Origin of the sequence: Micromonospora sp. NPDC050276 (genome assembly GCF_044459545.1) — a bacterium.
GTDB lineage: Bacteria > Actinomycetota > Actinomycetes > Mycobacteriales > Micromonosporaceae > Micromonospora.
Genome location: NZ_JBITJA010000006.1, coordinates 38,422 through 61,830, shown reverse-complemented (window position 1 = coordinate 61,830; position 23,409 = coordinate 38,422). Strand labels below are relative to the sequence as shown.

23 protein-coding genes are annotated in these 23,409 nt (G+C 70.8%); 6 read left to right on the top strand and 17 right to left on the bottom strand.

Features of this window, described 5'->3' with window-relative positions; translation table 11 throughout:
- Positions 1 to 39 precede the first annotated feature (39 nt).
- The 5 genes from ACIBF8_RS14245 to ACIBF8_RS14225 form a co-directional block, all read right to left on the bottom strand.
- Positions 40 to 1,266, bottom strand: coding sequence for an LCP family protein (locus ACIBF8_RS14245; RefSeq protein ID WP_396783216.1), 1,227 nt, complete (start codon positions 1,264 to 1,266; stop codon positions 40 to 42).
- Positions 1,267 to 1,342: 76 nt separating this feature from the next.
- Positions 1,343 to 2,320, bottom strand: coding sequence for an NAD-dependent epimerase/dehydratase family protein (locus ACIBF8_RS14240; RefSeq protein WP_396783214.1), 978 nt, complete (start codon positions 2,318 to 2,320; stop codon positions 1,343 to 1,345).
- 88 nt (positions 2,321 to 2,408) lie between these two features.
- Entirely contained in the window at positions 2,409 to 4,100 is a 1,692-nt protein-coding gene (locus ACIBF8_RS14235; protein ID WP_396783212.1) for a cation acetate symporter, read from the bottom strand.
- Entirely contained in the window at positions 4,078 to 4,443 is a 366-nt protein-coding gene (locus tag ACIBF8_RS14230; RefSeq protein WP_196920279.1) for a DUF485 domain-containing protein, read from the bottom strand. The genes ACIBF8_RS14235 and ACIBF8_RS14230 overlap by 23 nt, the downstream gene beginning before the upstream one ends.
- Positions 4,444 to 4,618: 175 nt before the next feature.
- Positions 4,619 to 5,371 (bottom strand): flavin reductase family protein, encoded by a 753-nt coding sequence (locus tag ACIBF8_RS14225; RefSeq protein ID WP_396783749.1) that lies wholly within the window; start codon positions 5,369 to 5,371, stop codon positions 4,619 to 4,621.
- Positions 5,372 to 6,024: 653 nt separating this feature from the next.
- Between ACIBF8_RS14225 and ACIBF8_RS14220 the strand changes: the two genes are divergently transcribed.
- Positions 6,025 to 6,810: a Scr1 family TA system antitoxin-like transcriptional regulator gene (locus ACIBF8_RS14220; RefSeq protein ID WP_396783211.1), complete on the top strand. Its 786-nt coding sequence runs from the start codon at positions 6,025 to 6,027 to the stop codon at positions 6,808 to 6,810.
- On the top strand, positions 6,807 to 7,013 hold the full coding sequence (locus ACIBF8_RS14215) for a DUF397 domain-containing protein (protein WP_396783210.1): 207 nt from the start codon (positions 6,807 to 6,809) through the stop codon (positions 7,011 to 7,013). Before ACIBF8_RS14220 ends, ACIBF8_RS14215 begins: the two co-directional genes overlap by 4 nt.
- On the opposite strand, the gene ACIBF8_RS14210 is transcribed toward ACIBF8_RS14215, so the two are convergent.
- Positions 7,010 to 8,713 (bottom strand): ABC transporter permease, encoded by a 1,704-nt coding sequence (locus tag ACIBF8_RS14210; RefSeq protein ID WP_396783209.1) that lies wholly within the window; start codon positions 8,711 to 8,713, stop codon positions 7,010 to 7,012. The two genes, ACIBF8_RS14215 and ACIBF8_RS14210, sit on opposite strands and share 4 nt — an antisense overlap.
- Positions 8,698 to 9,462, bottom strand: coding sequence for an ABC transporter ATP-binding protein (locus ACIBF8_RS14205; protein ID WP_396783208.1), 765 nt, complete (start codon positions 9,460 to 9,462; stop codon positions 8,698 to 8,700). The genes ACIBF8_RS14210 and ACIBF8_RS14205 overlap by 16 nt, the downstream gene beginning before the upstream one ends.
- Before the next feature lie 213 nt (positions 9,463 to 9,675).
- Between ACIBF8_RS14205 and ACIBF8_RS14200 the strand changes: the two genes are divergently transcribed.
- A complete protein-coding gene (locus ACIBF8_RS14200; RefSeq protein WP_396783206.1) occupies positions 9,676 to 10,176 on the top strand; it encodes a SigE family RNA polymerase sigma factor in 501 nt (166 codons plus the stop codon).
- Entirely contained in the window at positions 10,169 to 11,011 is an 843-nt protein-coding gene (locus tag ACIBF8_RS14195; RefSeq protein WP_396783204.1) for a hypothetical protein, read from the top strand. The genes ACIBF8_RS14200 and ACIBF8_RS14195 overlap by 8 nt, the downstream gene beginning before the upstream one ends.
- A 28-nt stretch (positions 11,012 to 11,039) precedes the next feature.
- On the opposite strand, the gene ACIBF8_RS14190 is transcribed toward ACIBF8_RS14195, so the two are convergent.
- Both ACIBF8_RS14190 and ACIBF8_RS14185 read right to left on the bottom strand, forming a co-directional pair.
- A complete protein-coding gene (locus ACIBF8_RS14190) occupies positions 11,040 to 12,683 on the bottom strand; it encodes a cation acetate symporter (protein ID WP_396783202.1) in 1,644 nt (547 codons plus the stop codon).
- A gap of 1 nt (position 12,684) precedes the next feature.
- Complete coding sequence (locus ACIBF8_RS14185; RefSeq protein WP_396783201.1) at positions 12,685 to 13,098, bottom strand: hypothetical protein; 414 nt, start codon at positions 13,096 to 13,098, stop codon at positions 12,685 to 12,687.
- Positions 13,099 to 13,291: 193 nt separating this feature from the next.
- On the opposite strand from ACIBF8_RS14185, the gene ACIBF8_RS14180 reads away from it, so the two are divergent.
- Positions 13,292 to 13,843: a Uma2 family endonuclease gene (locus ACIBF8_RS14180; RefSeq protein WP_396783199.1), complete on the top strand. Its 552-nt coding sequence runs from the start codon at positions 13,292 to 13,294 to the stop codon at positions 13,841 to 13,843.
- A gap of 38 nt (positions 13,844 to 13,881) precedes the next feature.
- Here ACIBF8_RS14180 and ACIBF8_RS14175 read toward each other — a convergent pair whose 3' ends face one another.
- The 5 genes from ACIBF8_RS14175 to ACIBF8_RS14155 form a co-directional block, all read right to left on the bottom strand.
- Positions 13,882 to 14,544, bottom strand: coding sequence for a DUF5701 family protein (locus tag ACIBF8_RS14175; protein WP_396783198.1), 663 nt, complete (start codon positions 14,542 to 14,544; stop codon positions 13,882 to 13,884).
- Between the two features lie 65 nt (positions 14,545 to 14,609).
- On the bottom strand, positions 14,610 to 15,371 hold the full coding sequence (locus ACIBF8_RS14170) for a LytR/AlgR family response regulator transcription factor (RefSeq protein WP_396783747.1): 762 nt from the start codon (positions 15,369 to 15,371) through the stop codon (positions 14,610 to 14,612).
- A gap of 23 nt (positions 15,372 to 15,394) precedes the next feature.
- Positions 15,395 to 16,621, bottom strand: a complete 1,227-nt coding sequence (locus ACIBF8_RS14165) for a sensor histidine kinase (RefSeq protein ID WP_396783197.1) — start codon at positions 16,619 to 16,621, stop codon at positions 15,395 to 15,397.
- A gap of 39 nt (positions 16,622 to 16,660) precedes the next feature.
- Positions 16,661 to 18,232 (bottom strand): sugar transferase, encoded by a 1,572-nt coding sequence (locus ACIBF8_RS14160; protein ID WP_396783745.1) that lies wholly within the window; start codon positions 18,230 to 18,232, stop codon positions 16,661 to 16,663.
- 263 nt (positions 18,233 to 18,495) lie between these two features.
- Positions 18,496 to 19,356: an Fpg/Nei family DNA glycosylase gene (locus ACIBF8_RS14155; RefSeq protein WP_396783195.1), complete on the bottom strand. Its 861-nt coding sequence runs from the start codon at positions 19,354 to 19,356 to the stop codon at positions 18,496 to 18,498.
- A 136-nt stretch (positions 19,357 to 19,492) separates the two neighbouring features.
- On the opposite strand from ACIBF8_RS14155, the gene ACIBF8_RS14150 reads away from it, so the two are divergent.
- Positions 19,493 to 20,761, top strand: a complete 1,269-nt coding sequence (locus tag ACIBF8_RS14150) for a glycosyltransferase family 4 protein (protein ID WP_396783194.1) — start codon at positions 19,493 to 19,495, stop codon at positions 20,759 to 20,761.
- Positions 20,762 to 20,915: 154 nt separating this feature from the next.
- Here the strand turns inward: ACIBF8_RS14150 and ACIBF8_RS14145 are convergent, their stop codons facing one another.
- From ACIBF8_RS14145 to ACIBF8_RS14135, 3 genes are read right to left on the bottom strand one after another with little or no spacing between them, the layout of a single operon-like run.
- Entirely contained in the window at positions 20,916 to 21,638 is a 723-nt protein-coding gene (locus tag ACIBF8_RS14145) for a CDP-alcohol phosphatidyltransferase family protein (RefSeq protein WP_396783193.1), read from the bottom strand.
- Positions 21,613 to 22,680, bottom strand: a complete 1,068-nt coding sequence (locus ACIBF8_RS14140; protein ID WP_396783191.1) for an iron-containing alcohol dehydrogenase family protein — start codon at positions 22,678 to 22,680, stop codon at positions 21,613 to 21,615. Before ACIBF8_RS14140 ends, ACIBF8_RS14145 begins: the two co-directional genes overlap by 26 nt.
- Entirely contained in the window at positions 22,668 to 23,399 is a 732-nt protein-coding gene (locus ACIBF8_RS14135) for a sugar phosphate nucleotidyltransferase (RefSeq protein ID WP_151488891.1), read from the bottom strand. Before ACIBF8_RS14135 ends, ACIBF8_RS14140 begins: the two co-directional genes overlap by 13 nt.
- Positions 23,400 to 23,409 lie beyond the last annotated feature (10 nt).

Below are 23,409 nucleotides of genomic sequence, written 5' to 3'. Positions count from 1 at the left end.
CCTCGATCAGCCACACGGGCGGGCCGCCCTCCCGGTGCGTCAGCCGCCGTCGTTGCTCTTCGGTGGGTTGGCCTTGACCCAGTCGGCCATGGTGTCGGCCGACATGGCCTGGTACATCGCGAGCGCCTTCTCTCGGTCCGACACCACCACCGACTCGCCGTTGATCGTCTCGCTGCCCGAGTTCGGGCTGGTCACGAAGGTGAGGTTCTGGCCGCGCAGGTTTCGGAACTGCAGCGCCATGTCTGTAACCGAGAAACCTTGGTCAACGGTTACGGCCGCGGTCACCGACTGGAGGAAGTCATTGAGCTTCTTCGGGTTCGCCAGCGTGCCGGTGCTCGCCGCCTTGTCCATCAGCGCCCGAAGGAACTCCTGCTGGTGTCGCATCCGGGCGAAGTCACCGTCCGGGAACTGCTTGCGCTGCCGGATCCAGTCCAGCGCCTCCGCGCCGTCCATGTGATTGGTGCCCTTGGTGAACGTCCGGTACGGCTTGTGGATCGAGGTGATGGTCCGCTCCACCTTCAGGTCCACCCCGCCGAGGGCGTCGGTGACCTCCTTGAAGCCGCCGAAGTCGATCGCCATCACGTGGTCGATCCGAACGTCGGTGAAGCACTCCACGGTGCGTACCGCCAGCGGCAGACCGCCGAATGCGAACGCCGCGTTGATCTTCGCGCGCGAACCGGAGCCGCAGTCCGCGCCGGCGCTCTCCGGGATCGGCACGTAGAGGTCGCGCGGGATGGAGACGAGGTACGCCTCCTGGTGGTCGGCCGGGATGTGCATGACGATGATCGTGTCGGCACGCCACTGACTCTTGGTGTCGACCGGCGCGTCCGGGTCCCGCGAGTCGCTGCCGACCAGCAGGATGTTCAGCGCGCCGTCGACGGTCTTGGCCGGCCGGCCGCCGGTGATCTCCGCGAACGGGTCGGTGCGGGCCAGGTCGCCGTTGAGGTTGCGGGCGTACAACCAGGCGCCGACGCTGCCGAGCAGGGCCAGCACCAGCACGGCGACCCCGGCCACGAGGGCGATCCGACCCCAGCGCGGTCGCGGACCCCGCCGCCCCGGCTCACCGGCGCCACCGGGGCCGCCCGGTCCGGTGGGCCCCGCCGGACCGCCGGGCCGAGGCTGCTCCTCGTCGTACGACGGGTAGAAGCGCGCCTCGGTCGGACGGGCACGCCCGGAGGCGCCCCGGTCGGGGCCGGGCACCGACGCGCGCCCGGCGCTGCGGTGCAGGTACGGATTCGGAACGCCGGCAGACGAAGTCGCGGACATGTAACTCAGGGTACGTAGCGGGAGCCACCGCCGCCTTCAGGCGACACTCAGCGGCAGGCAGTACGCAAAGATCGGGCTACCCTAGCCGCGTCCGGAAGTACTCGATCGTGCGTCGCAGGCCGTCTTCGGGCGCGACCGTCGGCTCGTATCCGAGCAGTTCACGAGCGAGCGTGAGGTCCGGTCGGCGCATCTCCGGGTCATCCGAACTGCGGGTGACATAGGTCACCTTCGAGGTGCTGTCGGAGAGCGACACGATCAACTCGGCGAGTTGCCGCATGGTCAGCTCGTGCTCGGTGCCGCAGTTGACCGGGCCCGTCTCGGTCGAGTCGAGCAGCAGCAGGATGCCCCGCACCAGGTCCTCGACGAAGCAGATGGACCGGGTCTGGTTGCCGGTGCCGTGCACGGTGATCGGCTCGCCGCGCAGCGCCTGGGAGATGAAGGTCGGGATCGCGCGGCCGTCGTCCGGGCGCATCCGCGGGCCGTAGGTGTTGAAGATCCGGACGATCGCCGCGTCGAGCCCGCGGTAGCGGTGGTACGCCATCGTCGCGGCCTCGGAGAAGCGCTTCGCCTCGTCGTAGACGCTGCGGACCCCGATCGGGTTGACGTTGCCCCAGTAGGTCTCCCGCTGCGGGTGCTCCTTCGGGTCCCCGTACGCCTCGGAGGTGGAGGCCATCAGGAACCGGGCGCCGTCGGCGACCGCGCGCTCCAGCAGGTGCAGGGTGCCTACCGAGCCGACCCGGAGGATCTCCACCGGCAACTGGGCGAAGTCGGTGGGGCTGGCCGGAGAGGCCATGTGCAGGATCGCGTCGAACCGCTCGGCCAGCGCCGGGTGATGGGTCGGCAGACCGTCGGAGATGTCCGCCTCGACGAGGGTGAAGGTTGGCCGGTCCAGCAGGTGCGCGACGTTCTCCTTGGAGCCGGTCACGAAGTTGTCCAGCGCCACCACCGTGCAGCCGCGGGCGATCAGCGAATCCACCAGGTGCGACGGGACGAAGCCAGCTCCGCCGGTGACGAGGACGCGGTGACCGGAACCAAAGCGCTCAGCAACCTTCATACTGCTCAGCCTACCGAGCCCCAAAATCGCGGAAGGGCCCCCTGTTGACGTGGCGCGTCAACAGGGGGCCCCGCGACAGGTGCCGCGATCAGTGGGCGCCGGCGCCGGTCAGGGCGCGCACCTCCAACTCGGCGTACTTGTCCTCGTCGTTCTCCTTCGAGATGACAGTGCCGATCCACCCGCAGAGGAAGCCGAACGGGATGGAGAGGATGCCCGGGTTGGACAACGGGAACCACTGCCAGTCGTGGTTCGGGAACATCGAGGTCGCCGCACCGGAGACCACCGGCGAGAAGAACACCAGCAGCACGGCCGAGAGCAGACCGCCGTAGATCGCCCACACCGCGCCGGAGGTGTTGAACCGCCGCCAGAAGAGGCTGTAGAGGATCGCTGGCAGGTTGCCCGAGGCGGCGACCGCGAAGGCCAGCGCCACCAGGAACGCCACGTTGAGGTTCTGCGCGTAGATCGACAACGCGATCGACACCGCGCCGATCACCAGGGCGGAGATCCGGGCGACCCGCACCTCCTGCCGCTCCGACGCCTCGCCTCTCTTGATGACGTTCGCGTAGAAGTCATGCGCCAGGCTGGACGAGGAGGCCAACGTCAACCCGGCGACCACCGCGAGGATGGTGGCGAAGGCGACCGCCGCGATGATCGCCAGCAACGCCGCCCCGCCCAGTTCGCCGCCGAAGAAGTCGATGCCGAGCGCCTCGGCCAGCTGCGGCGCGGCGGTGTTGCCGGCCTTGTCCTGCGCGGTGATCGCCTCGCCGCCGACCAGCGCCGCCGCACCGAAGCCGAGGGCCAGGGTGAGCAGGTAGAAGGTGCCGATGATGCCGATCGCCCAGAGCACGCTCTTGCGGGCCGCCTTCGCGGTCGGCACCGTGTAGAAGCGGATCAGGATGTGCGGCAGACCGGCGGTGCCGAGCACCAGGGCGATGCCCAGGGACAGCAGATCCACCTTGTTGTAGAAGGTCTGTGTCGAGTTGCCGGCGACCTCGACGCCGTACCGCAGACCGGGTTCGAGGAAGGCGCTGCCCTTGCCGGATGCCTCGGCCGCCTGGCCGAGCAGCGCCGACAGGTTGAAGTTGAACTTCGCCAGCACCAGGATCGTCATCAACAGCGCGCCGCCCATGAGCAGGAACGCCTTGACGATTTGCACGTAGGTGGTGCCCTTCATGCCACCCACGGTGACGTAGATGATCATGAGCGCGCCGACCATGATGATGGTGGCCACCTTCGCGGTGGACGCGTCCATGCCGAGGAAGGTCGTCCCCGGCCGGATGCCGAGCAGCAGCGCGACCAGCGCGCCGGCGCCCACCATCTGGGCGAGCAGGTAGAAGATCGACACCGTGATGGTGGAGACCGCCGCCGCCGTACGCACCGGACGCTGCCGCATCCGGAAGGCCAGCACGTCCGCCATCGTGTACCGGCCGGAGTTTCGCAGCAGCTCGGCGACCAGCAGCAGGGCCACCAGCCAGGCGACCAGGAAGCCGATCGAGTAGAGGAAGCCGTCGTAGCCGTACAACGCGATGATGCCGGCGATACCGAGGAACGAGGCGGCCGACATGTAGTCGCCGCCGATCGCCATGCCGTTCTGGAAGCCGGAGAAGGACCGGCCGCCGGCGTAGAAGTCGGTCGCCGTCTTGGTCTGCCGGCTGGCCCAGATGGTGATGCCCAGGGTCACCGCCACGAAGACCAGGAAGAGCGTGATGGTCAGGTTGCGGGCGGTGTGATTGCCCGCCTCGGCCGCCAGGAACGTCTCAACCGCGAGGACCTTGCTCATGGGTCACCTCCCCGATCTCGGCGCGGATCCGGTCGGCCACGGGGTCGATCTTCCGGTCCGCGTACCGGGAGTAGAGCCAGGCGATCAGGAACGTGGAGACGAACTGGAGCAGGCCGAAGACGAGTGCGACGTTGATGTTGCTGCCGAACAGCTTCGTGCCCATGAAGTCCCGGGCGTACGCGGAGAGAATGACGTAGAGCGCATACCACAGGAAGAACGCGACGGTCATCGGAAAGACGAAGCCGCGCAGCGCACGCCGCAGCCCGGCGAACTCGTCCGACCGTTGTACGGCCAGGTACTTGTCCGACTGGGAAGCGGCCGGAGCGGGTGTGTCCGTGGACATCTGTGGATCACCACCTTCACAGGCGTCAGAGGAGTTTCGCGCACGGTAAAGAGCGCACTCCCCGGCAGGGAAGGCTGAGATTGACGCCGGTCGGCGAGTGCGCCGAGCGGTTGGCTGGCTGCGCCAAGTGACTCAGGTCACTGCGATGATCGGTCGCCCCGGGCGAGGCGCCCGGTCAATCCGGCAGCTCGTGATAGCGACCCCGGTAGTGCAGCAGCGGAGCGGCCTCCTCGGCCAGGTCAACCGCCTCGATCGTGGCCTCCACCAGCAGCGCCCAGCCGTACTCCCGGGCGGTGTCCAGCCGGCACCCGGCCCAGCCGCCGGCGTCCGCCGGCACCGGCCCGTACGGCGTCTCGAGCCACGCGCCGGTGGCGAAGAGCCCGCCCGGGGCCGGGAAGAGGCCAGCGAACCGGTCGGCGAGTTGCCGATGTGGTGGGCCGAGTGGCGTGACCGCGAACCGCCCGGACTCCTCGATGGCAGCCCAGAGGTCGGACTCCGCGTCGATCAGCCCGAGCAGTCGGTCCGGTTCCCCCTCGGCCACCAGGGTGGACGAGACGGTCAGCCCGGCCGGGCCGGGCGCCGTCCAGACGGTCACCGGTGCGGCGAGGCGACCACGCAGCTGACGTGCCGGCGACCGTTGCCCGGCCGGCACCGCGAACGGGTCGGTGTGGTGGATCTCGGCGCCCGGCTCATGATTCACGTGAAACATTGTGCCGCCCCGGCCCCTCGCCCAACCAACGAAGCGCTCGTGCAGGTCGGCGGGTCGCCCGTTGAGGCGGGCGAGTTGATCGCCAGCCTCCGCCATCATCGTGCCCAGGTAGACCAGCAGCGCCACGCGATCGTGTCGGTACTCGGCGAGCAGCGCCAGCCGCGCCGGCTGACACGGCCAGAGTGCGCCGCAGCCCCGACACCGCCAGAGTGGCCGCATCGGCAGGTGCGGCCGGCTCACCGTGGCTCCCCGGCCGTCCGGGGCGGTGGAGTCGCCCGGCTGCGGCACGGTCCGCTCGCCGGAGGGCGGTGCCCCAATGACCGTGATGCCGCTGAGTCATATTGATGCCTCAGAGACATCACGCTTGCGGTGGCAGGCCGATCCCAGGTGCGAGGCGTCCGGTCGCGTGCCTGGTCTGAGGTCCGAGCCGCTGGCCGGGCGGCGGGTTTCACCAGCGACCGCCGTTCGCCCGCCAGGCTTGCGCGGGGGTCAGCCAACCGGCCCGGCCCGGTCGCGGCAAGGCCACCGTCGGCCCGTTCGCCCACGCGGGTGGTCGATTTGGCGGGCCCGCCGAACGCTCCGATCCGGTCGCGCCCGGCGCGGCCGCCGGTGCCGCAGCCTTCCTTTTCCGGTACGACCACCACACCTCGTTCCGGCCACGGATGAACCCGAACATGGCTGATCTCCTTCCGGTCAACGGGGTCGCCCCGATCGGGGGATGACCGGGGCGACCCGAACGCAGGACCGGACGCCGGGACATCGCCTCCACCGACCGGGCCGCGTGTCATCCACCCTGGACTGAGAGGCGCGGAGAGGGGAGGATGCCAGGGCTTACTACACAGCGGGGTCACGTACTTACCGGAGAGGTAAGGATGAACGTCGAAATGTGGGTGCGGGCGTTGAAGGCCGCCCGAGCCGGTGCCGAGGTGTCCCAGGAAGCACTGGCAACGTTGACAAGATGGAGTCCATCCACGGTGGCCGCCATCGAGACCGGCCGGCGTCGGCCGACCATGGAGTTCGCGGTCGCCGCCGACGAGGCCCTAGCCACCGGCGGCCTCCTCGCCGAACTGTTACGGGCCGCCGATCGGCAGCGGCTTCCGACCTGGTTCGTTCCGTGGCGCAACCATGAGGAGCAGGCGATCCGGCTCTGCGAATTCGAGCCGTGCCTGATTCCGGGGCTTCTGCAAACCGAGGACTATGCCCGCGCGGTCATTTCGGCTGGCGGGCTGAATCCAACCAAGGTGGTGGACGAACTGGTCACGGTCCGGATGGAACGACAGCAGTTGTGGCAGCGGGCAGAGTCGCCGCAATGCGTCTTCGTCCTGGACGAGACGGCTCTACGCCGCCCGGTCGGCGGGCCGGCGGTACTGGACGCTCAGCTCGGTCGCCTGATGGAACTTAGCGCCCTGCCAAGCGTCAGACTGCACGTCGTGCCGCTCGACGCCGGAGCCCACGTCGGACTGACCGGCGGGTTTTTGCTCGCCGAACTGCCCGACGGGGAACGGGTCACCTATGTCGAGGACGTTGCTCGTGGACACGTCATCGATGACCCAGACGTCGTCCGCCTGATTGGTCGGAAATGGGATAGCCTGCTCGGCGAAGCGCTCTCCACAAGCGCCTCGGTGGATCTGATCCGGAAGCTGAAGGTGACGCCATGACCGTTGCTCAACCCCGCTGGCGGACGTCGACCAGGTCCGGCGACACGGGCGGTGCGTGCGTCGAGGTGGCGGACAATCTGCCCGGCGTCGTGCTGGTCCGGGACAGCAAGGACCGTTCCGGCCCGACCCTCACCTTCGCTCCGGCCGTTTGGCGTGACTTTATCGCCGACGCTGCCCAGGTCGCCGGCCGCCGCGCAGGCTAGCGCCGGGGCGTGACCGTGGCCAGCAGCTCCGGCTGGCGTCGGTCCAGCACGTCGCCGGCCAGGTACGCGCCCAGCAGCGCCGCGCCCAGCCCGTACGCCACGCCGACCGGCAGGGCCAGCCAGAGCCAGGCGTCACCGAGCAACGCGGCGGCCACCACCATCGGCACCGCGGCGACCGCCGAGGTGAGCATGGCCAGCAGGGTGAGCAGACCCTTCGTCAGACCCGCACCGCTGTTCATCGCGAACGGGTTGCTGGTCTCCGGCAACGAGTACGCCCCGAGCACCGAGACCAGGCTGTTCACCGCCAACCCGGCGCCGTAGGTGGCGACCAGGCTGCCGGCCGTGAGCCCGATCCAACCCGGTCGGCCGAGCAGCACCGACAGCACCACCGCCACGACCGCCAGCATCGGCAGCACGTACAGCGAGAAGGCCGTCATCCGGGCCCGCAGCTCGACCCGGCCCGGCACCCCGGCCACCACGTTGGCGGCGTACGCGCTGCCGTCGAAGCCGAACTGGTTGGCCAGGGTGACGGCGGCGAGCACGCCCACGAAGACCATCGAGATGGTGACCACGACCGGTGAGCTGTCGCCGGCAGCCGCCGTCAACCCCTCGTCGCTCATGGCCGTGAAGTCTCCGCCCGTAACGTTGATCATCACTGGCACGAAGATGCCGACCACCGCGATCGTGATCAGGTTGGCTCGGCGTCGAGCGTCCCGCCACCAGTAACGGGCCTCCCTGGCGACCAGGGCACCGAACCGGTCCCGGCGGGCCCAGCCGGCAACCCGGGGAAACAGTTGGGCGACCGCACCACCGGCAGCGCCGCGCCGCGCCGGTGCCTTACCGGCACTCGCCGCACCCACCATCGCCGACTCGAGCGACCGGGACCACCAGGCCAGCAGGGCACCGAGCGTCACCACCGTGATCAACAACTTGACCGGCGCCGCCCAGACCCGCCCCTGGGCCACGTCGATGCCGGCGGTCCACGGTGCGCCGAACGGTGTCCAACCGATCACGGTCGCCACGCCGGCCAGCCTGGTCCAGTCCGCCTCGCGTAGCGCCGCGAGGCCGAAGACCTGCAACGGGCCGAGCAGCGCGGCGGTCACCGCCAGCAGCACGGCCGCCAGGTCGCGAACCCGCCGGGACCGCAACATGGTGGCGAAGGCGCTGGTCACCGCCCTACTGGCGGCCACGCAGAGCAGCAGCCCGGCGAGTACACCCACCACGGCGACCAACCCCGCCGACCAGCCACCCAACGACCAGGCGGTCAGCACCAACCCGAACGACGCGATGAGCACCGCCAGCACCGGCACGCTGATCAGGGCCGCGGCGAACAGGCCGGTCACCAACGTGCGGCGGGGCAGCGGCAACAGCGCGAACCGGGCCGGGTCCAGTGTCTCGTCCACACCGAAGAAGACGAGGGGCAGCAGCAGCCAGCCGAGCACCAGCAAGCCACCTCCCGCCGCCGCGATCAGCACCGCGTACCGGCCGTTGCCCGCCAGGCCCGGCGCGGCGAAGAGGAAGAAGCCGCTGGCGGCGAACCAGAGCCCGAGCAACGCGCCGCCGATGAACAGGGCGATCCGCCAGCCCTGACCCCGGAAGTTGTTGCCCATCACGCGCAGCTTGAGCCGCACGAAGTGTCGAGCGGAGACCGCGCGCACGGGCGCGGCGGGGGTGGCGTCCGCGCTCACTGGGAGAGCCACGACAGCTCCTCGCCGGTCGCCGTGCGTCCGCCGACCACCTCCACGAAGACCTGCTCCAGCGAGCGGTCGCCGCGGACCTCGTCGATGGTCCCGACCCGCTTGATGGTGCCGCCGGCCAGGATCGCCACGTGCGAGCAGAGCCGCTCGACGACCTCCATCACGTGACTGGAGAAGACCACAGTGCCGCCGCCGGCCGCGTACCGGGTGAGGATGTCCCGGATCAGCGCGGCGGAGACCGGGTCGACCGCCTCGAACGGCTCGTCCAACACCAGCACCCGAGGGCCGTGCAGCAGCGCGCAGGCCAGGCCGATCTTCTTCTTCATGCCCGCCGAGTAGTCCACCACCAGCGTCCGACCGGCGTCGCCGAGCGCCAGCACGTCCAGCAACTCCGCGGCCCGCTGGTCGACCACCGCCGGGTCCATCCCCCGCAACAGCCCGTGGTACGCCAGCAGCTCCGCCCCGGTCAGCCGGTCGAACAGGCGGACCCCGTCGGGCATCACGCCGAGCAGCCGCTTGGCGGTGACCGGGTCCTGCCAGACGTCGTGCCCGAGCACCCAGGCCGTACCCGCGTCCGGTCGCAACAGCCCGACCGCCATCGACAGCGTCGTGGTCTTGCCGGCGCCGTTCGGCCCGAGCAGGCCATAGAAGGAGCCGGCGGGGACGTCCAGGTCGACGCCGGCCACCGCGATCGTGCCGTCGAACCGTTTGGCCAGGCCACGTAGTGCGAGCGCGGGGTGCTCAACAGTCATGCGCCGACGTTATCCGTCGACCGCCAGTTCCGCCGTCCGGCGACGGGCGGATCGCTGATCATCCCTGCGGCGGACGAGCCCCGCAGAGCCCCTGGCACGGGTACGTGACGAGGACGCTCAACAGTGATCCTGACAACTACTCCTTGCTGCACCTGATGCAACCGGACGCCGTGCTCGCGGGTGACTGAGGCAGGAGCGAAACGGGGAGGGACGTTGGACAGAGATGACGGCTTCGAGGAGTTCTACCGAGCGACCAGGCACCGGCTCGTCACCGTGCTGTACGCGCTCGGTGGCGACATCCATGAGGCGCAGGACGCCGCGCAGGAGGCGTACGTGCGGGCCTGGCAGCGCTGGCAGTCCATCGGTGCGTACGACGATCCATCGGCCTGGGTGTACGTCGTGGGACATCGCCTCCTCCAGAACCGTTGGCGGAAGATCCGTAACGGGATCACCGCCCATCGGCGGAATGACCAGGTAACCGCGGTCGGACCACCATCGGAGAACACCGTCGCGCTGGTCGCCGCGTTACGCCAGTTGCCGAAGGACCAGCGCGAGGCTGTCGTCCTGCACCACCTCGCGGATCTTTCGGTCGCGGACATCGCGACGCGGATGGCTGTTCCGGCCGGCACGGTCAAGGCGCGGCTCACCCGAGGGCGCAAGGCCCTCGCACCTCTGCTCGGCACCACCCTCCCCGAGGAGGTCAGCAATGCCTGATCAGCCCTTCGTTGACCTGTTTCAGGACACCGAGCACCTGCGCTGGGCCCCGACCGAACAGGTGCGGGAGCGTGGCCGGCGGCGGACCCGCCAGACCAGGATCGCGGCAACGCTCGCCGGCCTGGTGACGGTGGCGCTGCTGGCCACGGGGGCGGTGGCGCTGGCCGACGGCCAGGAGGGCGCACCGACTCCGGTGCTGCCGGCGACCGGATCACCCACCCCGACACCCACGCCGTCGGCTACCCCGACGCCCTCCACCCGCGACACCCCTGGGCCACCACCGTCGAGCCCGTCGACGACCAGCGGCAGCCCGTCGAATGGTTCCACCAGCACGGCCATCCCGGCCACGGCCATGCTGCGGCTCACGGATCTGCCCGCCGGCTTCACGATGACCGAGGGCGACATCGACGGCGACTGGAGCCTGGAGTCGGTGTCGATCTACTGCCGCGATGCGCCGTCGTGGACGTCCAACGGCAGGCTCGCCCAGCGGACCGTGTCGTTCGACTCGCCCACCGCCAGCATGATCCAACGGGTCGTCCGCTACTCGCGTGGCAATGCTGCCGTTGAGATGGACGGGGTCCGCGCACTTTTCACCGACTGCATCCCCAGAGGGGCGACCAGCTCGATGTCGGTCCTGGCTGATGGGCTGGGGGCCGGTGACGAGTCTCTGCTGGTGGGCTCGGACATCGAGGGCGTGCGGAGCCGCTGGCTCGTCGTACGGCAGGGCGATTTGGTGGCACAGATCGCGTTGGACACGGACACCACGCCGAAAGAGGCGCGGCGGTACGCCCAGCCGGTGGCGCAGCGGCTCTGCGCCGGCACTGACACCTGTTGACCTGTTGGCGACCCCGTGGCGGCTGTGATCACTGCATGCGGAGGGCTTCCGGGGTGTGCAGGCGGAGCATGGTGGCGGCGACATCGGCCGGGGCTCGCCGGCGGGTGGCGATCGACACCGCGACCATCACGGTGAAGGCCAGCGGCACCGTCCAGGCGGCCGGCTGCGCGATGAGCGTGGCCGGCCAACCGGACAGCGGCGGGCCGAGCACCGTGACCAGCACCGCGCCGATCGCCGCGCCGCCGCCGACCAGCACCCCGGCGGCGGCGCCCAGATCGGTCAGCCCCCGCCACCAGATGCCGAGCACCAGCAGCGGGCAGAAGCTGGACGCGGCGACCGCGAAGGCCAGCCCGACCACCTGGGACACGTCCAGTCCGGAGACGTGCAGCGCCAGCACCGCCGGGACGGCTCCGGCGATCACCGTGGCCAGTCGGAAACCGCGTACCGAGCCCCGGCCGAGCACGTCCGTCGAGATCACCCCGGCGACACTGGTCAGCAGCCCGGACGAGGTGGAGAGGAAAGCCGCGAACGCACCCGCCGAGACCAGCGCGGCCAGCAGCCGCCCGGCCGTCCCGTCGCCGAGGGCCGCGCCGGGCAGCAGCACCACCACCGCGTCGGTCTGCCCGCTGACCAGTAGCTGCGGGGTGTAGATCCGGCCGAGCACCCCGTACAGGGTGGGCAGCAGGTAGAAGGCGCCGACCAGGGCCAGCACCACCAGGGTGGTCCGGCGGGCCGCCGCCCCGTCCGGGTTGGTGTAGAAGCGCACCAGCACGTGTGGCAGGCCCATGGTGCCCAGGAATGTGGCCAGGATCAGCGAGTACGTGGCGAACAGCCCTCGGTCGTCGTCGCCGGCGGCGCTGGGCAGCAGCCAGTCGCTGGCGTCGGTGGCCACCCCGGACACGTCCGGCACCGGGTCACCGGCGGCGAAGGTCAGCTCGTCGCCGGGGCGTACCTCTCGGATGTCGCCGTCGGGCAGGGTGAGGGTCGCGCGGTGCTCGACCACGACGGTGGTCGCGGCCCGGAACGTCGGCCCGTCGGGTGGGGTCACCGCCGGGCGGCCGTCGGCCTGCCACTGCAAGGCCAGGAAGATCACCGGTACGGCGAGCGCGGTCAGCTTGAGCCAGTACTGGAAGGCCTGCACGAAGGTGATCGCGCGCATCCCGCCGAGCGCCACGTTCGCGGTGACCACGGCGGCCACCAGCAGGGCGCCGAGCGGGTACGGGGAACCGGCCACCGTGGCCAGGGTCAACCCGGCGCCCTGCAACTGCGGCACCAGGTACAGCCAGCCGATGAAGATCACGAAGGCGGTGGCCAGGATGCGGAGTCGACGTGATCCCAGCCGAAGCTCGCAGAAGTCGGGCAGGGTGAACGCGCCGGAGCGGCGCAGCGGCGCGGCCACGAAGAGCAGCAGGGCCAGGTAGCCGGCGGCGAACCCGACCGGATACCAGAGCACGTCCACGCCGTACTTGAGAACCAACCCCGCGATGCCGAGGAAGCTCGCCGCCGACAGGTACTCCCCGCCGATGGCGGCGGCGTTCCAGGTCGGACTGATCGCCCGGGACGCCACCAGGAAGTCGGAGGTGGTCCGGGCCAGCCGCAGCCCGTAGAAGCCGATTCCGAGGGTGACCAGGGTGACCGTGACGATGGCCGGGACCACGAAGTCGTTGCCCACCTCAGCGCTCCGGCCGTTGCACCAGGTCGATGAAGTCCTGCTCGTTGCGTTCGGCCAACCGCACGTACGCCCAGCCCACCCCGATCAGGAACGGGAAGGACACCACGCCGAGCAGCAGCCAGGGCAGGTTGACGCCGGCGACGGTGGTCCGGCCCAGCGAGGGCGCGATCGCGAACAGCCAGGGCAGTCCGCCCAACCCGATGGCCACCACCAGGGACAACCGCAGCGCCAGCGCGAGTTGGGCCCGGACCAGGCCGCGGACCAGTGCCTCGCCGACCTGGGTCTGTTGGGCCAACTCGGCGCGGGTCCGCTCGGCGCGAGTGTCCTGCCGGGTGATCTCGGCCAGCACGATCCGGGACCGCCGGGGCGGCGGAACCGTACCGCCCGACCCCACGTCCGGGAGTTGCTTGGCCACCCCGGCAGTCTCACCCGCCGTACGCGATTGTCAAGCAGCACGAGCACGGCACCGCTGTGCATAACCTGTGGACAACGACTCAAGGCTGTGGATAACTCGCTCGCTGTGCGGGCTGGCCTGTGTGAACTCCCGAGGCTCGTTGTGGACGACCGACCGAGCTGTCAGGGTGGTCCGGTAGAGAGGAGGTGTGACGGTGACCAACCCTGCCCGGCCCGGCCACGGCGACGCCTGGACGGTCGACGACCTCCAAGGCATTCCAGAGGACGACCAGGTCTACGAGATCTTCGACGGGAGCCTGCTCGTGTCCCCCCATGCGGACGTCTTCCACGGCGCAGTCGCCAACCGCCTCCGCCGGCTCCTCGACCGGCAGGCCCCGGACGGCGTGCTCGTCGGTCAGGACATCGGGGTGAGCGCCAAACGCACCTCCTATTTCGTGCCCGATCTCTTCGTTGCCCGCGAGAGTGCGGTGGACCGGGGAGGCGCGGCGCTCGACCCGGCCGACGTGCTCCTCGTCGTCGAGGTGATCTCGCCGAGCAACGCCGGCCGCGACTTGGTGTTGAAACGGCACGAGTACGCGGCCGCCGGCATTCCCATCTACTGGCTGGTGGAGCCGCGAAAGCAGACCCTGACGGTGTTGGTGAACGGCGTGGGCGGTTACCGCGAGGAGGTCTTCCTCCCGGCTGGCGAGGTCTATCGCACCGACCAGCCGTTCCCTCTCGCCCTGCCGCTGGCCGACATCTTCTGACCCGTCCGTCCAAAGGTGCGGGCCGGTGGTACGGCCGGTCACTCCAGGCCGATGCGCTCCGGCCGGGCCGAGGCGGAGCCGAGCCAGGTGTGCGGGTTGCCGTACCAGCACCAGCCCAGCTTGGGTGCGCCCTGGCTGATCCAGAGCGCCGGCACCCGCTTGTCGCCGCAGCGGGAGCCGACCAGCGAGAAGCACCGGTTGCTGGCCAGCGCGGCGGGGTGCAGGGTGACGAAGGCGAGCCCTTCGTCGATGGTCAGCGGCAGCCGACCCTGGGCGGTGATCCCCTCCATGGCCGTCGCCGGGGCCAGGTTGCGGAACTCCTCGCCCCGGTCGACGTCGAAGAGCAGGTACGCCGGCCCGGCCGGTACCTCCAACTCCTTGATCGGGTCGAAGCGGGGCAGGTCGTCCTCGGCGTAGTTCCGGTCGATGACGCCGGGCTTGCGCTTGCCGGCCAGGGTGGTGAGCTGCACCCGTTCCGGCACCCCGATCAGGTCCCGGGTGATGACCAGCAGGAACGGCACCCGGGCGTCGGTGGGAGCGGGCAGTCCGGCGGTGCCCTCGACCGCACTGGCCCGCAGTGGCGCGACCAGGTCGCGGAAGGCGTTCTCGGTCAGCCCGGCGAGGGCGGGGTAGCCGAGCTGCACCAGTCGGTCGAGTTGGCGGTCGAACTCGGTCTCGGCGTCGAACGGGGTCTCGGTCACGGCGGCCTCCCGGAAGTCGTACGGACTAGCGTACAACGTACGGTAGGGCCGCTGTCATTCCCGGTTCAGCGACTCCAATCCTGCTTCGCGGCCCTGACCAGCTTGTCCTTCAGCTCCCGGGTGTGCCGCCGACTCACCGGCAGCTCGGTGGCGTCGACCACCACCACATAGCCGGAGTTGACCAGTCGCAGTTCCGCGATCAACTTCAACTGCACCAGATACGACCGGTGCACCCGAACGAAACCGGCATCGGCCCAGCGTTCCGCCAGCGTGGCCAGCGAGACCCGGACCAGGTGCGACCCCTCCGCGGTGTGCAACCGGGCGTAGTCCCCCTGCGCCTCCACCCACCGCACCGCCGAGCGGGGCAGCATCCGGGTGGTGCCGGCCAGCTCGATGGGGATGGTCGGGTCCTCCTCCGCGCGGGCCAGCGCCGCCGGGTGCGACGGCACCACCCGTGAACCGATCACCCGGCGCAGCGACTCGGCCAACCGATCGGCCCGAACCGGTTTCCGGACGTAGTCGGTGGCACCCAGGTCGAAGGCGTCCACCGCGCCGTCGTCGTACGCGGTGACGAACACGATCGCCGGTGGTCGGGCGAAGCGGCGCAGCACCCGGGCCAGCTCCATGCCGTCCAGGCCGGGCATCCGGATGTCCAGGAAGACCACGTCAACGTCGCCGTCGCGCAGCAGCCGCAGCGCCTCGGTGGCATCCCCGGCCGTGTGCAGCCGGGCCACCCGGGGGTCGGCCCGCAGGTGGTACGCCAACTCGTCGAGCGCGGGCGGCTCGTCGTCCACCGCCAGCACCCGCAGGAAACCGGTCGCGTTCACCGCACCCGTCCCCGTCCGCTCGCTCACGATCCTGCCCGTACGCCGGGGTGGAACTTCGGCACCCGCATGCTCACCTTCGTACCCGAGCCCAGCCCGGTCTCCACGACCAGGCCGAACCGGTCCCCGAAGACCGACCGCAGCCGCTCGTCGACGTTGGAGAGGCCGACGTGCTGGCCCGTGTCGTCGCCCGGGTCGCCGGTGCCGCGGGCCAGCTCGGCGATGCCGGCGGTCAGCGTGGTCGGATCCATTCCCACTCCGTCGTCCTCCACCGTGATGTGGCATTCGGCCCCGGCGTCCCGGGCCTCGATGCTCACCATGCCCGTGCCCGGCTTGCGGGACAACCCGTGGCGGACCGCGTTCTCCACCAACGGCTGGAGGCAGAGGAACGGCAGCGTCACCGGCAGCACCTCCGGGGCGATCTGCAGCCGTACCTGCAACCGGTCGCCGAACCGGGCCCGCTCGATGGTCAAATAACGGTCGATCGACCGCAGCTCCTCGGCCAGCGTGGTGAACTCCCCGTGCGCCCGGAACGAGTACCGGGTGAACTCGGCGAACTCCAGGATCAGCTCGCGGGCCCGCTCCGGGTCGGTGCGCACGAACGAGCCGATCGCGGTCAACGCGTTGTAGATGAAGTGCGGGCTGATCTGCGCCCGCAACGCGCGGATCTCGGCACGGGCCAGCCGCTCCCGCGACGAGTCCAGCTCGGCCAGGGCGAGCTGGTTGCCGGCCCAGTGCGCCGTCTCCAGGGTGGCCTGCACCAGCCCCGGGGGTGGTGGACCGTCGGCGACCGCCACCAGCGCGCCCACCACCCGGCCGTCCGCTCCCAGCAACGGCGCGACCACCGCACCACGGATCGGGCAGTCGACCCGGTCGCAGTGCAGCTCCTGCTCACCCAGCACCGTCGAGCGGCCGGTGTCCACCGTCCGCCGGGCCGCCGCGAGCAGTTGCTCGCCGTGGTGCGTGCCGCGCCCATCGAGGGCCAGCAGCCGCTCGGCGTCGGTGAGTGCCAGCCCGGCCGCACCCACCAGAGCCCGCAGATGGCGTACGGCCTTCGCCGCGCCCGCCTCGCTCAGTCCGGCCCGGAGGGGCTCGGCGGCCAGGCCGGCGGTGTGCAGCACCTCGTAGGTGGCGCGCTGGGTGGCGGTGGCGATGCCACGGCGGGCCCGCAGTCGCAGCACCGCCAACAGGGCCGCGGTCAGCGCGGTGACGAGTGAGACGACGCCGACCACGGCGGAGAGGTTGGCAGCCACGCAGCGATCCTTGCCCCTGCGAGCCGGCGCGCCAACCCCCTAGTACGCGCCCTTGCGGGCGAGCACCACCCCGACGGTCCGCCACAGGATGCTCAGGTCGTACGCGAGCGACCAGTTGTCGACGTAGTAGAGATCCAGTCGGACCGACTCGTCCCAGGACAGGTCGGAGCGGCCGGAGACCTGCCACAGGCCGGTCATGCCGGGGCGGACCAGCAGGCGACGGCGGACGTCACCCAGGAAGTCGCCGTCGTCGGCCGGCAGCGGGCGGGGCCCGACCAGCGACATCTCGCCCCAGAGCACGTTGATCAGCTGCGGCAGCTCGTCCAGCGAGGTGGCCCGCAGGAAACGACCGACCGGGAAGACCCGGGGGTCCTCCTTCATCTTGAACAGCATGCCGTCGGTTTCGTTCCGGTCGACCAGCCCGGCCAGCCGGTCCTCGGCGTCGACGTACATGGTGCGGAACTTCCACACCCGGAACGTGCGCCCCTCGTGCCCCACCCGGGGCTGGCGGAAGAAGACCGGCCCACGGTCGGAGATCCGGATCGCCACGGCGATGGCCACGAAGAGCGGGATCAGCAGCAGCAGGCCGAGGCCGGCGGCCACCCGGTCCATCAGGTTCTTGGCCAGCAGCGCCGGCCCGGAGAGGGTCGGCTCCTCGACGTGCAGCAGCGGCAGACCCTCGATCGGCCGAATGTGCACCCGGGGCCCGGCGATGTCGGTCAGTTGTGGGGCGACCACCAGGTCGACGCCGGAGCCCTCCAACTGCCAGGCCAGCCGACGCAGCTCGCCCGGCTCCGCGCTGGCCGACCCGCAGACCGCGATGGTGTCCCCACCGACCTCACGGACCAGGGCCAGGACGTCGCGGCCGGCGTACACCGGAACCGGGGTCGGCATCCCCCGGGCCGCCGCGTACCCGTCGGTGATGTGGATGGCGACGGGCATCAGCCCGGCGGCCGGGCTGCGGGTGACCGCCGCGTAGACCTCCAGGCATTCGGGCAGGGTGCCGACCAGCACCATCCGGTGCGCGGCCTGGCCGGCCCGCCGCCGGATGTAGTGCAGCGCCCAGCGGGCCACGAAACGGCCCCACAGGATCAACAGCAGCGCCCCGAGCAGCGCCGTGCCCACAGTCCAGCGGGACAGCGCGGTCTTGGTGGCGAACGCGAGGAACGAGACGCTCGCGGCGACGGTCACCGCGGCCCGAATCACCCGCTTGAACTCGTCCGGGCCGAGCCCCAGATAGCGCCGGTCGTACGCCCGGTTGCTCCAGAGGATGACCACCCAGCCGAGCGGGAGCAGCAGGTAGGAGATCGTGTGGAACCAGGTCGGGTCCTGCTTGGTGCCGGAGAACCCGGAAGCGGCCTGGTCGAAGAGCTGGATCGCGATCCAGCTGGCGAACGCCGCCGAGGCGAAGTCGAGCAGCAGCAAGATCGCGATGTAGGGGCGGTGCCAACGGGAGACACGGCGTCGCGCCCTGGTCCATGCCGACCGAGGGACGCCGTTGTGGGACGGCGGCGTCGGCGGCTGGATCTCGAAGCTGTCGACGTGCCGCACGAGTCTGCTCCGGCCTTCGTTGGTTACCGGGCGCTGGAGGCTTGCCGTCACCTCACCCATGTCCTCCCGCATGACACGAGCCGCTCACTCAGCGTGAGGGCCCGGTCGCCCACCGTCCCAGTCTCCCACGCGGGCTCCGACCGGTCGTCGCCCCGAAGGAGATTGGCGACCGATGGTGCCGGCGAGATCTGGCCGGCTCCGCACCATTTCAGAAGCCGGGGACCGGGCCACTATACCGATGGATGCGCGCCTGGCGAGAACGGCGGACCGGAGCTTCCGCTCAGTGCGGGCGATTCCGCTCCGTAGTCGTGGAGTGGAATTACTCACCGTACGAGGCGGGACAACCGACGGTCAGCGAGCGGCTTGCCGCCGGTCTGGCAGGTCGGGCAGTACTGGAGGCTGGAGTCGGCGAACGACACCTCCCGCACGGTGTCCCCGCACACCGGGCAGGGCAGCCCGGTGCGGGCGTGCACCTTCAACCCGGAGCGCTTCTCGCCCTTGAGCTCCGCGGCCCGTTGACCGAGGGACCGTTCGACCGCGTCGCCGAGGACCTGCCGGGTGGCGGCGTGCAGGGTGGCGATCTGGGCGTCGGTGAGCCGATCGGTGATCGCGAACGGAGACAGCTTCGCGGCGTGCAGGATCTCGTCGGAGTACGCGTTGCCCACGCCGGACAGCACCGACTGGTCGGTCAGCACCCCCTTGACCTGCCCCCGCCGGCTGCGCAGCCGCTCGGTGAAGGTGGGCAGGTCCGCGGCCAGCGCGTCCGGGCCCAACTTGGCCACCCCGGGGACCGCCGTGAGGTCGGTGACCAGGTACGCGGCCAGCTTCTTCTGGGTGCCCGCCTCGGTGAGGTCGAAGCCGGAGCCGTCATCGAGGCGTACGCGCACCGCGATCGGGCCCTTGCCCGGACGCAGCGGGGTGCTGGCGGGGAACGCCTCCCGATAGTGCAGCCAGCCCGCCCGCGCCAAATGCACCACCAGGTGCAGGCCGCCCTCGAAGAGCACGTCGAGGAACTTGCCGTGCCGGCTGGCGTCGACCACCGCCCGGCCGGCGACCTCGCTCGGAGCCGGCTCGTACGTCTTCAGGGCGCTGATCGCGGCGATCTCCAGGCGATCGACGCGCCGCCCCACCGCGCGCTGACGCAGGTAACCCGCGAGCGCCTCAACCTCCGGTAGTTCGGGCACGCCACAACGGTAGCCTTCTTTGCCGTGAGCGTGAGGAATGAGCTTGCGAGTTCCCACCGCGAGCGCGAGGAGTGAGCTTGCGAGCCCCGCAGGCGCGAGCAACAGTCGGCACAGCCGCGAACGAGAGGCAAGCTCCGTGAGAATCGTGGTGGCGCACAACCGGTACCGGGAGGCCCAGCCCTCCGGTGAGAACACGATCGTCGACGCGGAGATCGCTCAGCTCACCGCCGCTGGCGTCGAGGTGCTGCCCTTCATTCGCAGCTCGGACGAGATCCCGTCGATGTCGAAGGCGGCGAAGGCGCTGCTGCCGATCTCGCCGATCTGGGCTCCGCGCGCCCAGCACGACCTGAGCCGGCTGCTCACCGAGCACCGCCCGGACGTTCTGCACCTGCACAACCCGTACCCCCTGCTCTCGCCCTGGGTGGTGCGGACCGCGCACCGGCACGGCGTGCCGGTGGTGCAGACGGTGCACAACTACCGGCAGGTCTGCTCGTCGGGGATCTACTTCCGCGACGGTGTGATCTGTCAGGACTGCAAGGGTCGGGCGCTGGGGATCCCGGCGATCAAGCACCGCTGCTACCGCGACTCGGCCGCGCAGAGCGCGCTGATGGCGACGACCCTGGCCGTGCACCGGGGCACCTGGCGCTCGGTGGATCGGTACGTCGCGCTCACCTCGGCAATCGCCGATCACCTCCGCGACTACGGCATTCCGGACGAACGCATCGTGGTCAAGCCGAACTCCGTACCCGATCCGGGTCGGCCGGCGCCGCTGGGTGACGGCTTCCTCTTCATGGCCCGGTTCTCCCCGGAGAAGGGTGTCGACCTGTTGCTGGACGCCTGGCGTCGGCATCCGGTGGGCTCGTTGGGCACGCTGCGGCTGGCCGGCGACGGTGAGCTGCGCCCTCTCGTGGAGGCGGCTGCCGCCGAGCGACCCGACGTGGTCTACCTCGGTCAGCTCGACCGGGCCGGCGTGCGGGCCGCGGTCGAGGCGAGCGCGGTGGTGATCGCCGCCGCCATGTGGCACGACGTGCTGCCCACCGTGATCATCGAGGCGTTGGCGAGCGGCCGGCCGGTGCTCGGTACGGCGTTGGGCGGCATTCCGTACCTGGTCGGGGCCGACGCCCCGCATGAGCCGGCCGGCACCGGGCCCGCCGAGATCGCCTCGGCGGTCGCCGGAGGTGGCGGGTCACCCATGCCGGCGGGGATCGACCTGGGCGAGGCCGGTTGGGTGGTCGCCCCGGAGTCGGCCGCACTCGCGGCCGCCCTGCCGGTTGCCCGCGCCGGTGCGCCCGAGCTGACCCTGGCCGCCCGCGCCCGCTACGAGCGCACCTTCCACCCCGACGTGGTCACCAAACAGCTCATCGACATCTACGCGGGCCTGTCCCGCACCCCCAACCCCGCGTAACCCCCGCCCCCCGCCCCCCGCCCCCGCCGCGCGATCTTGCACTTTCTGTCGCGGCATAAGGGGTATTCCGCCTAAGTCGACAACCGAAACTGCAAGATCGGCGCGGTCAGATCGGCGCGGTCAGGATCGGCGCGGTCAGGGTGGCGCGGTCAGGTCAGCGTAGGGAGGCTCGGGCGGAGAAGGCGATGCTGGCCAGCAGGAAGCCGCCGTTGACGATGGTGAAGGCGACGAGCACCCAGAGGATCAGCGCGGGGGCGACGGCGAGCACCAGGGCGGCCACGAAGACCACCGCGCCGTAGTCGCGGACCAGCTTCACCAGGCGTACCGGCAGCGAGGTCGAGGCGACCATGCTGGCCGCGTTCGGGCCGGCCTGCATCACCGACGTCACCAGGTTGACCATCCAGGTGCCGGCGAAGGTCGCCACCAGCCAGGTCGGCGTGGACGGCTCCTGCGCCACGGCGGTGGCGGCCAGGGCGGCCACCAGGGCGATCTGCGCGGCCACGTCGCAGAGCACGTCGACCCGGGCCCCGGCCGCGCTGCCCTGGCCGGTCACCCGGGCCAGTTGCCCGTCGGCGCAGTCCAGGGAGTACGCCACCTGCCAGCCGACCAGGGCGAGCAGGCCGACCACCCAGGCCGGTACGTCCCCGGCGGCGACCGGGCCGGCGAGCGCCACCACGGTGACCGAGGTGGCCAGTCCGAGCACCAGGTTGGTGATGGTCAACGCGGTCGGTCGCAGCCCGAGCCGCTGGGCGACGAGCGCGAAGACGGCACCCAGCCACTGGCTGATCGACTCGCTGAACAGGCCGCCACCCCGGTTCACCCGGTGGAAGTCGGCGATGGTGGGACGGGGGTCAGCCAAGCTGGTCGCGGATTGCACCGGCGTAGTCTGCCAGCCGTTCCCGGGTCTCGGTAGGCGACAGCGCCAGGTGTTCGAGGATGGTGTACCGGTCCGGCCGGGTCCGCGGCGCGAACTGCACCGCCTCCACGAACTGGTCGTCGGTGAGCGCCACCTCGGCGGGGAGCCGGGGCAGACCGTGCCGGGCGAGGCAGGCCGACATCTCGCCGAAGCGGCGCAGGTCGCCGCGCAGCCAGGTGCAGAACAGCGCGCCCAGTCCGGCCAACTCGCCGTGCGAGGCGGTGCCGGGGAAGAGCGTGTCGACCGCGTGCATGATCTCGTGGCAGCCGCCGCTGGACGGACGGCTGGTGCCGCACACCGCCATCGCCAGGCCGCTGGAGATCAACGCTTCGGCGAGCACGGTGACGAACGCGTCGTCGCTCATGTCGCCGGGGTGGTTGAGCACCGCCTCGGCACCCGCACGGGCCAGCGACGCGGCCAGCCCGTCGACCGGCTCACCGCGTACCCGCCGGGACAGCTCCCAGTCGGCCAAGGCGCTGATGTTGCTGATCACGTCGCCGATGCCGGCCCGGTTGTGCCGGTCCGGGCCGCTCTCCACGAAGTCCAGGTCGACGATCACCGCGATCGGGATGTGCACCCCGTAGGAGCCCTTGAGTCCATCGGTGATCAGACTGGCCACCGGGGAGGCGATCCCGTCGTTGGCGAGGCTGGTCGCCACCGACACCATCGGCAGCCCTCGGCGGGTGGCCGCGTACTTGGCCACGTCTATCGTCTTGCCGCCGCCGATGCCGACGACCGCGTCGTACGACCGGGCGCGGAGTTTGCCGCCCAGGTCGTCGGCGGCGTCCAGGGTCCCGCCGGAGACGGTGAACACGTCCGCCGAGCGCAGCGACGGTCGGATCAGCTCCGCGATCTGGGCACCCTGACCCGGGCCGACCACCACCGCGACGTCGCCGCCGGAGGAGATCCGCCCGTCGGCCAGGATCGCGGCCAGGTCGGCGACCGCCCCTCGTCGTACGTCGATGTGCAGCGGGGTGAGGACGCTCCGAGCTAGTAGCGGCACGCGATCTCCCGGGCGCGGGCCAGGTCGGCGTGGTTGTCGACCTCGACCCACGGGACGTCACCGATCGGCGCCGCCCGCACCTCCCCACCCCGGTCGGCGAACTCCTGGTAGCCGTCCTCGTAGTAGAGGTTCGGGTCCCGTCGCCAGGTCGCCTCCAGCGCGTCGGCGAGGGCGTCGGCGACCTGCGGCTCGATCAGCGTCGCGCCGATGTACTCCCCGTACGCCTCGCCGGGGTCCATGATCTTGGTGATCCGGGTGAGCTGGCCGGCGGCGTCGAAGGTGGTCTTCATCTCCTCCTCGGCCAGCGGCTTGAGCGTGTCCACGGCGAGCAGGATGCCCGGCCCCCGCTCGGCGAGCAGGGTCTTCTCCACGCTCACCGGGTGCACGGTGTCCCCGTTGACCAGGAGCACTCCGCGGGCGAAGTACTCCCGGGCCAGCCAGAGCGAGTAGGCGTTGTTCCACTCCTCGGCCTTGTCGTTGTGCACCAGGGTGAGCGTGACCCCGTACCGCTTCTCCAGGTCGGCCTGCCGCTCGCGGACCGCGTCCGCCGCGTAACCGACGACGATCACGATGTCGGTGAGCCCGACCTCGGCGAGGTTGCCCAGCGCGATGTCCAGGATCGTCGTCTCGCCATCCACCGGCACCAACGCCTTGGGCAGGGTGTCGGTGTACGGGCGCAGCCGTCGTCCCGCGCCGGCCGCGAGCACCATTCCGATCATCGCGACATCC

Excerpts from the sequence above, each read along its gene's own strand:
- ACIBF8_RS14230 (WP_196920279.1), bottom strand. The coding sequence starts at position 4,443 with ATGTCCACGGACACACCCGCTCCGGCCGCTTCCCAGTCGGACAAGTAC.
- ACIBF8_RS14195 (WP_396783204.1), top strand. The coding sequence starts at position 10,169 with ATGCCTGATCAGCCCTTCGTTGACCTGTTTCAGGACACCGAGCACCTG.
- ACIBF8_RS14245 (WP_396783216.1), bottom strand. The coding sequence starts at position 1,266 with ATGTCCGCGACTTCGTCTGCCGGCGTTCCGAATCCGTACCTGCACCGC.
- ACIBF8_RS14215 (WP_396783210.1), top strand. The coding sequence starts at position 6,807 with ATGACCGTTGCTCAACCCCGCTGGCGGACGTCGACCAGGTCCGGCGAC.
- ACIBF8_RS14205 (WP_396783208.1), bottom strand. The coding sequence starts at position 9,462 with ATGACTGTTGAGCACCCCGCGCTCGCACTACGTGGCCTGGCCAAACGG.
- ACIBF8_RS14240 (WP_396783214.1), bottom strand. The coding sequence starts at position 2,320 with ATGAAGGTTGCTGAGCGCTTTGGTTCCGGTCACCGCGTCCTCGTCACC.
- ACIBF8_RS14235 (WP_396783212.1), bottom strand. The coding sequence starts at position 4,100 with ATGAGCAAGGTCCTCGCGGTTGAGACGTTCCTGGCGGCCGAGGCGGGC.
- ACIBF8_RS14220 (WP_396783211.1), top strand. The coding sequence starts at position 6,025 with ATGAACGTCGAAATGTGGGTGCGGGCGTTGAAGGCCGCCCGAGCCGGT.
- ACIBF8_RS14225 (WP_396783749.1), bottom strand. The coding sequence starts at position 5,371 with ATGCGGCCACTCTGGCGGTGTCGGGGCTGCGGCGCACTCTGGCCGTGT.
- ACIBF8_RS14135 (WP_151488891.1), bottom strand. The coding sequence starts at position 23,399 with ATGATCGGAATGGTGCTCGCGGCCGGCGCGGGACGACGGCTGCGCCCG.
- ACIBF8_RS14160 (WP_396783745.1), bottom strand. The coding sequence starts at position 18,232 with ATGGGTGAGGTGACGGCAAGCCTCCAGCGCCCGGTAACCAACGAAGGC.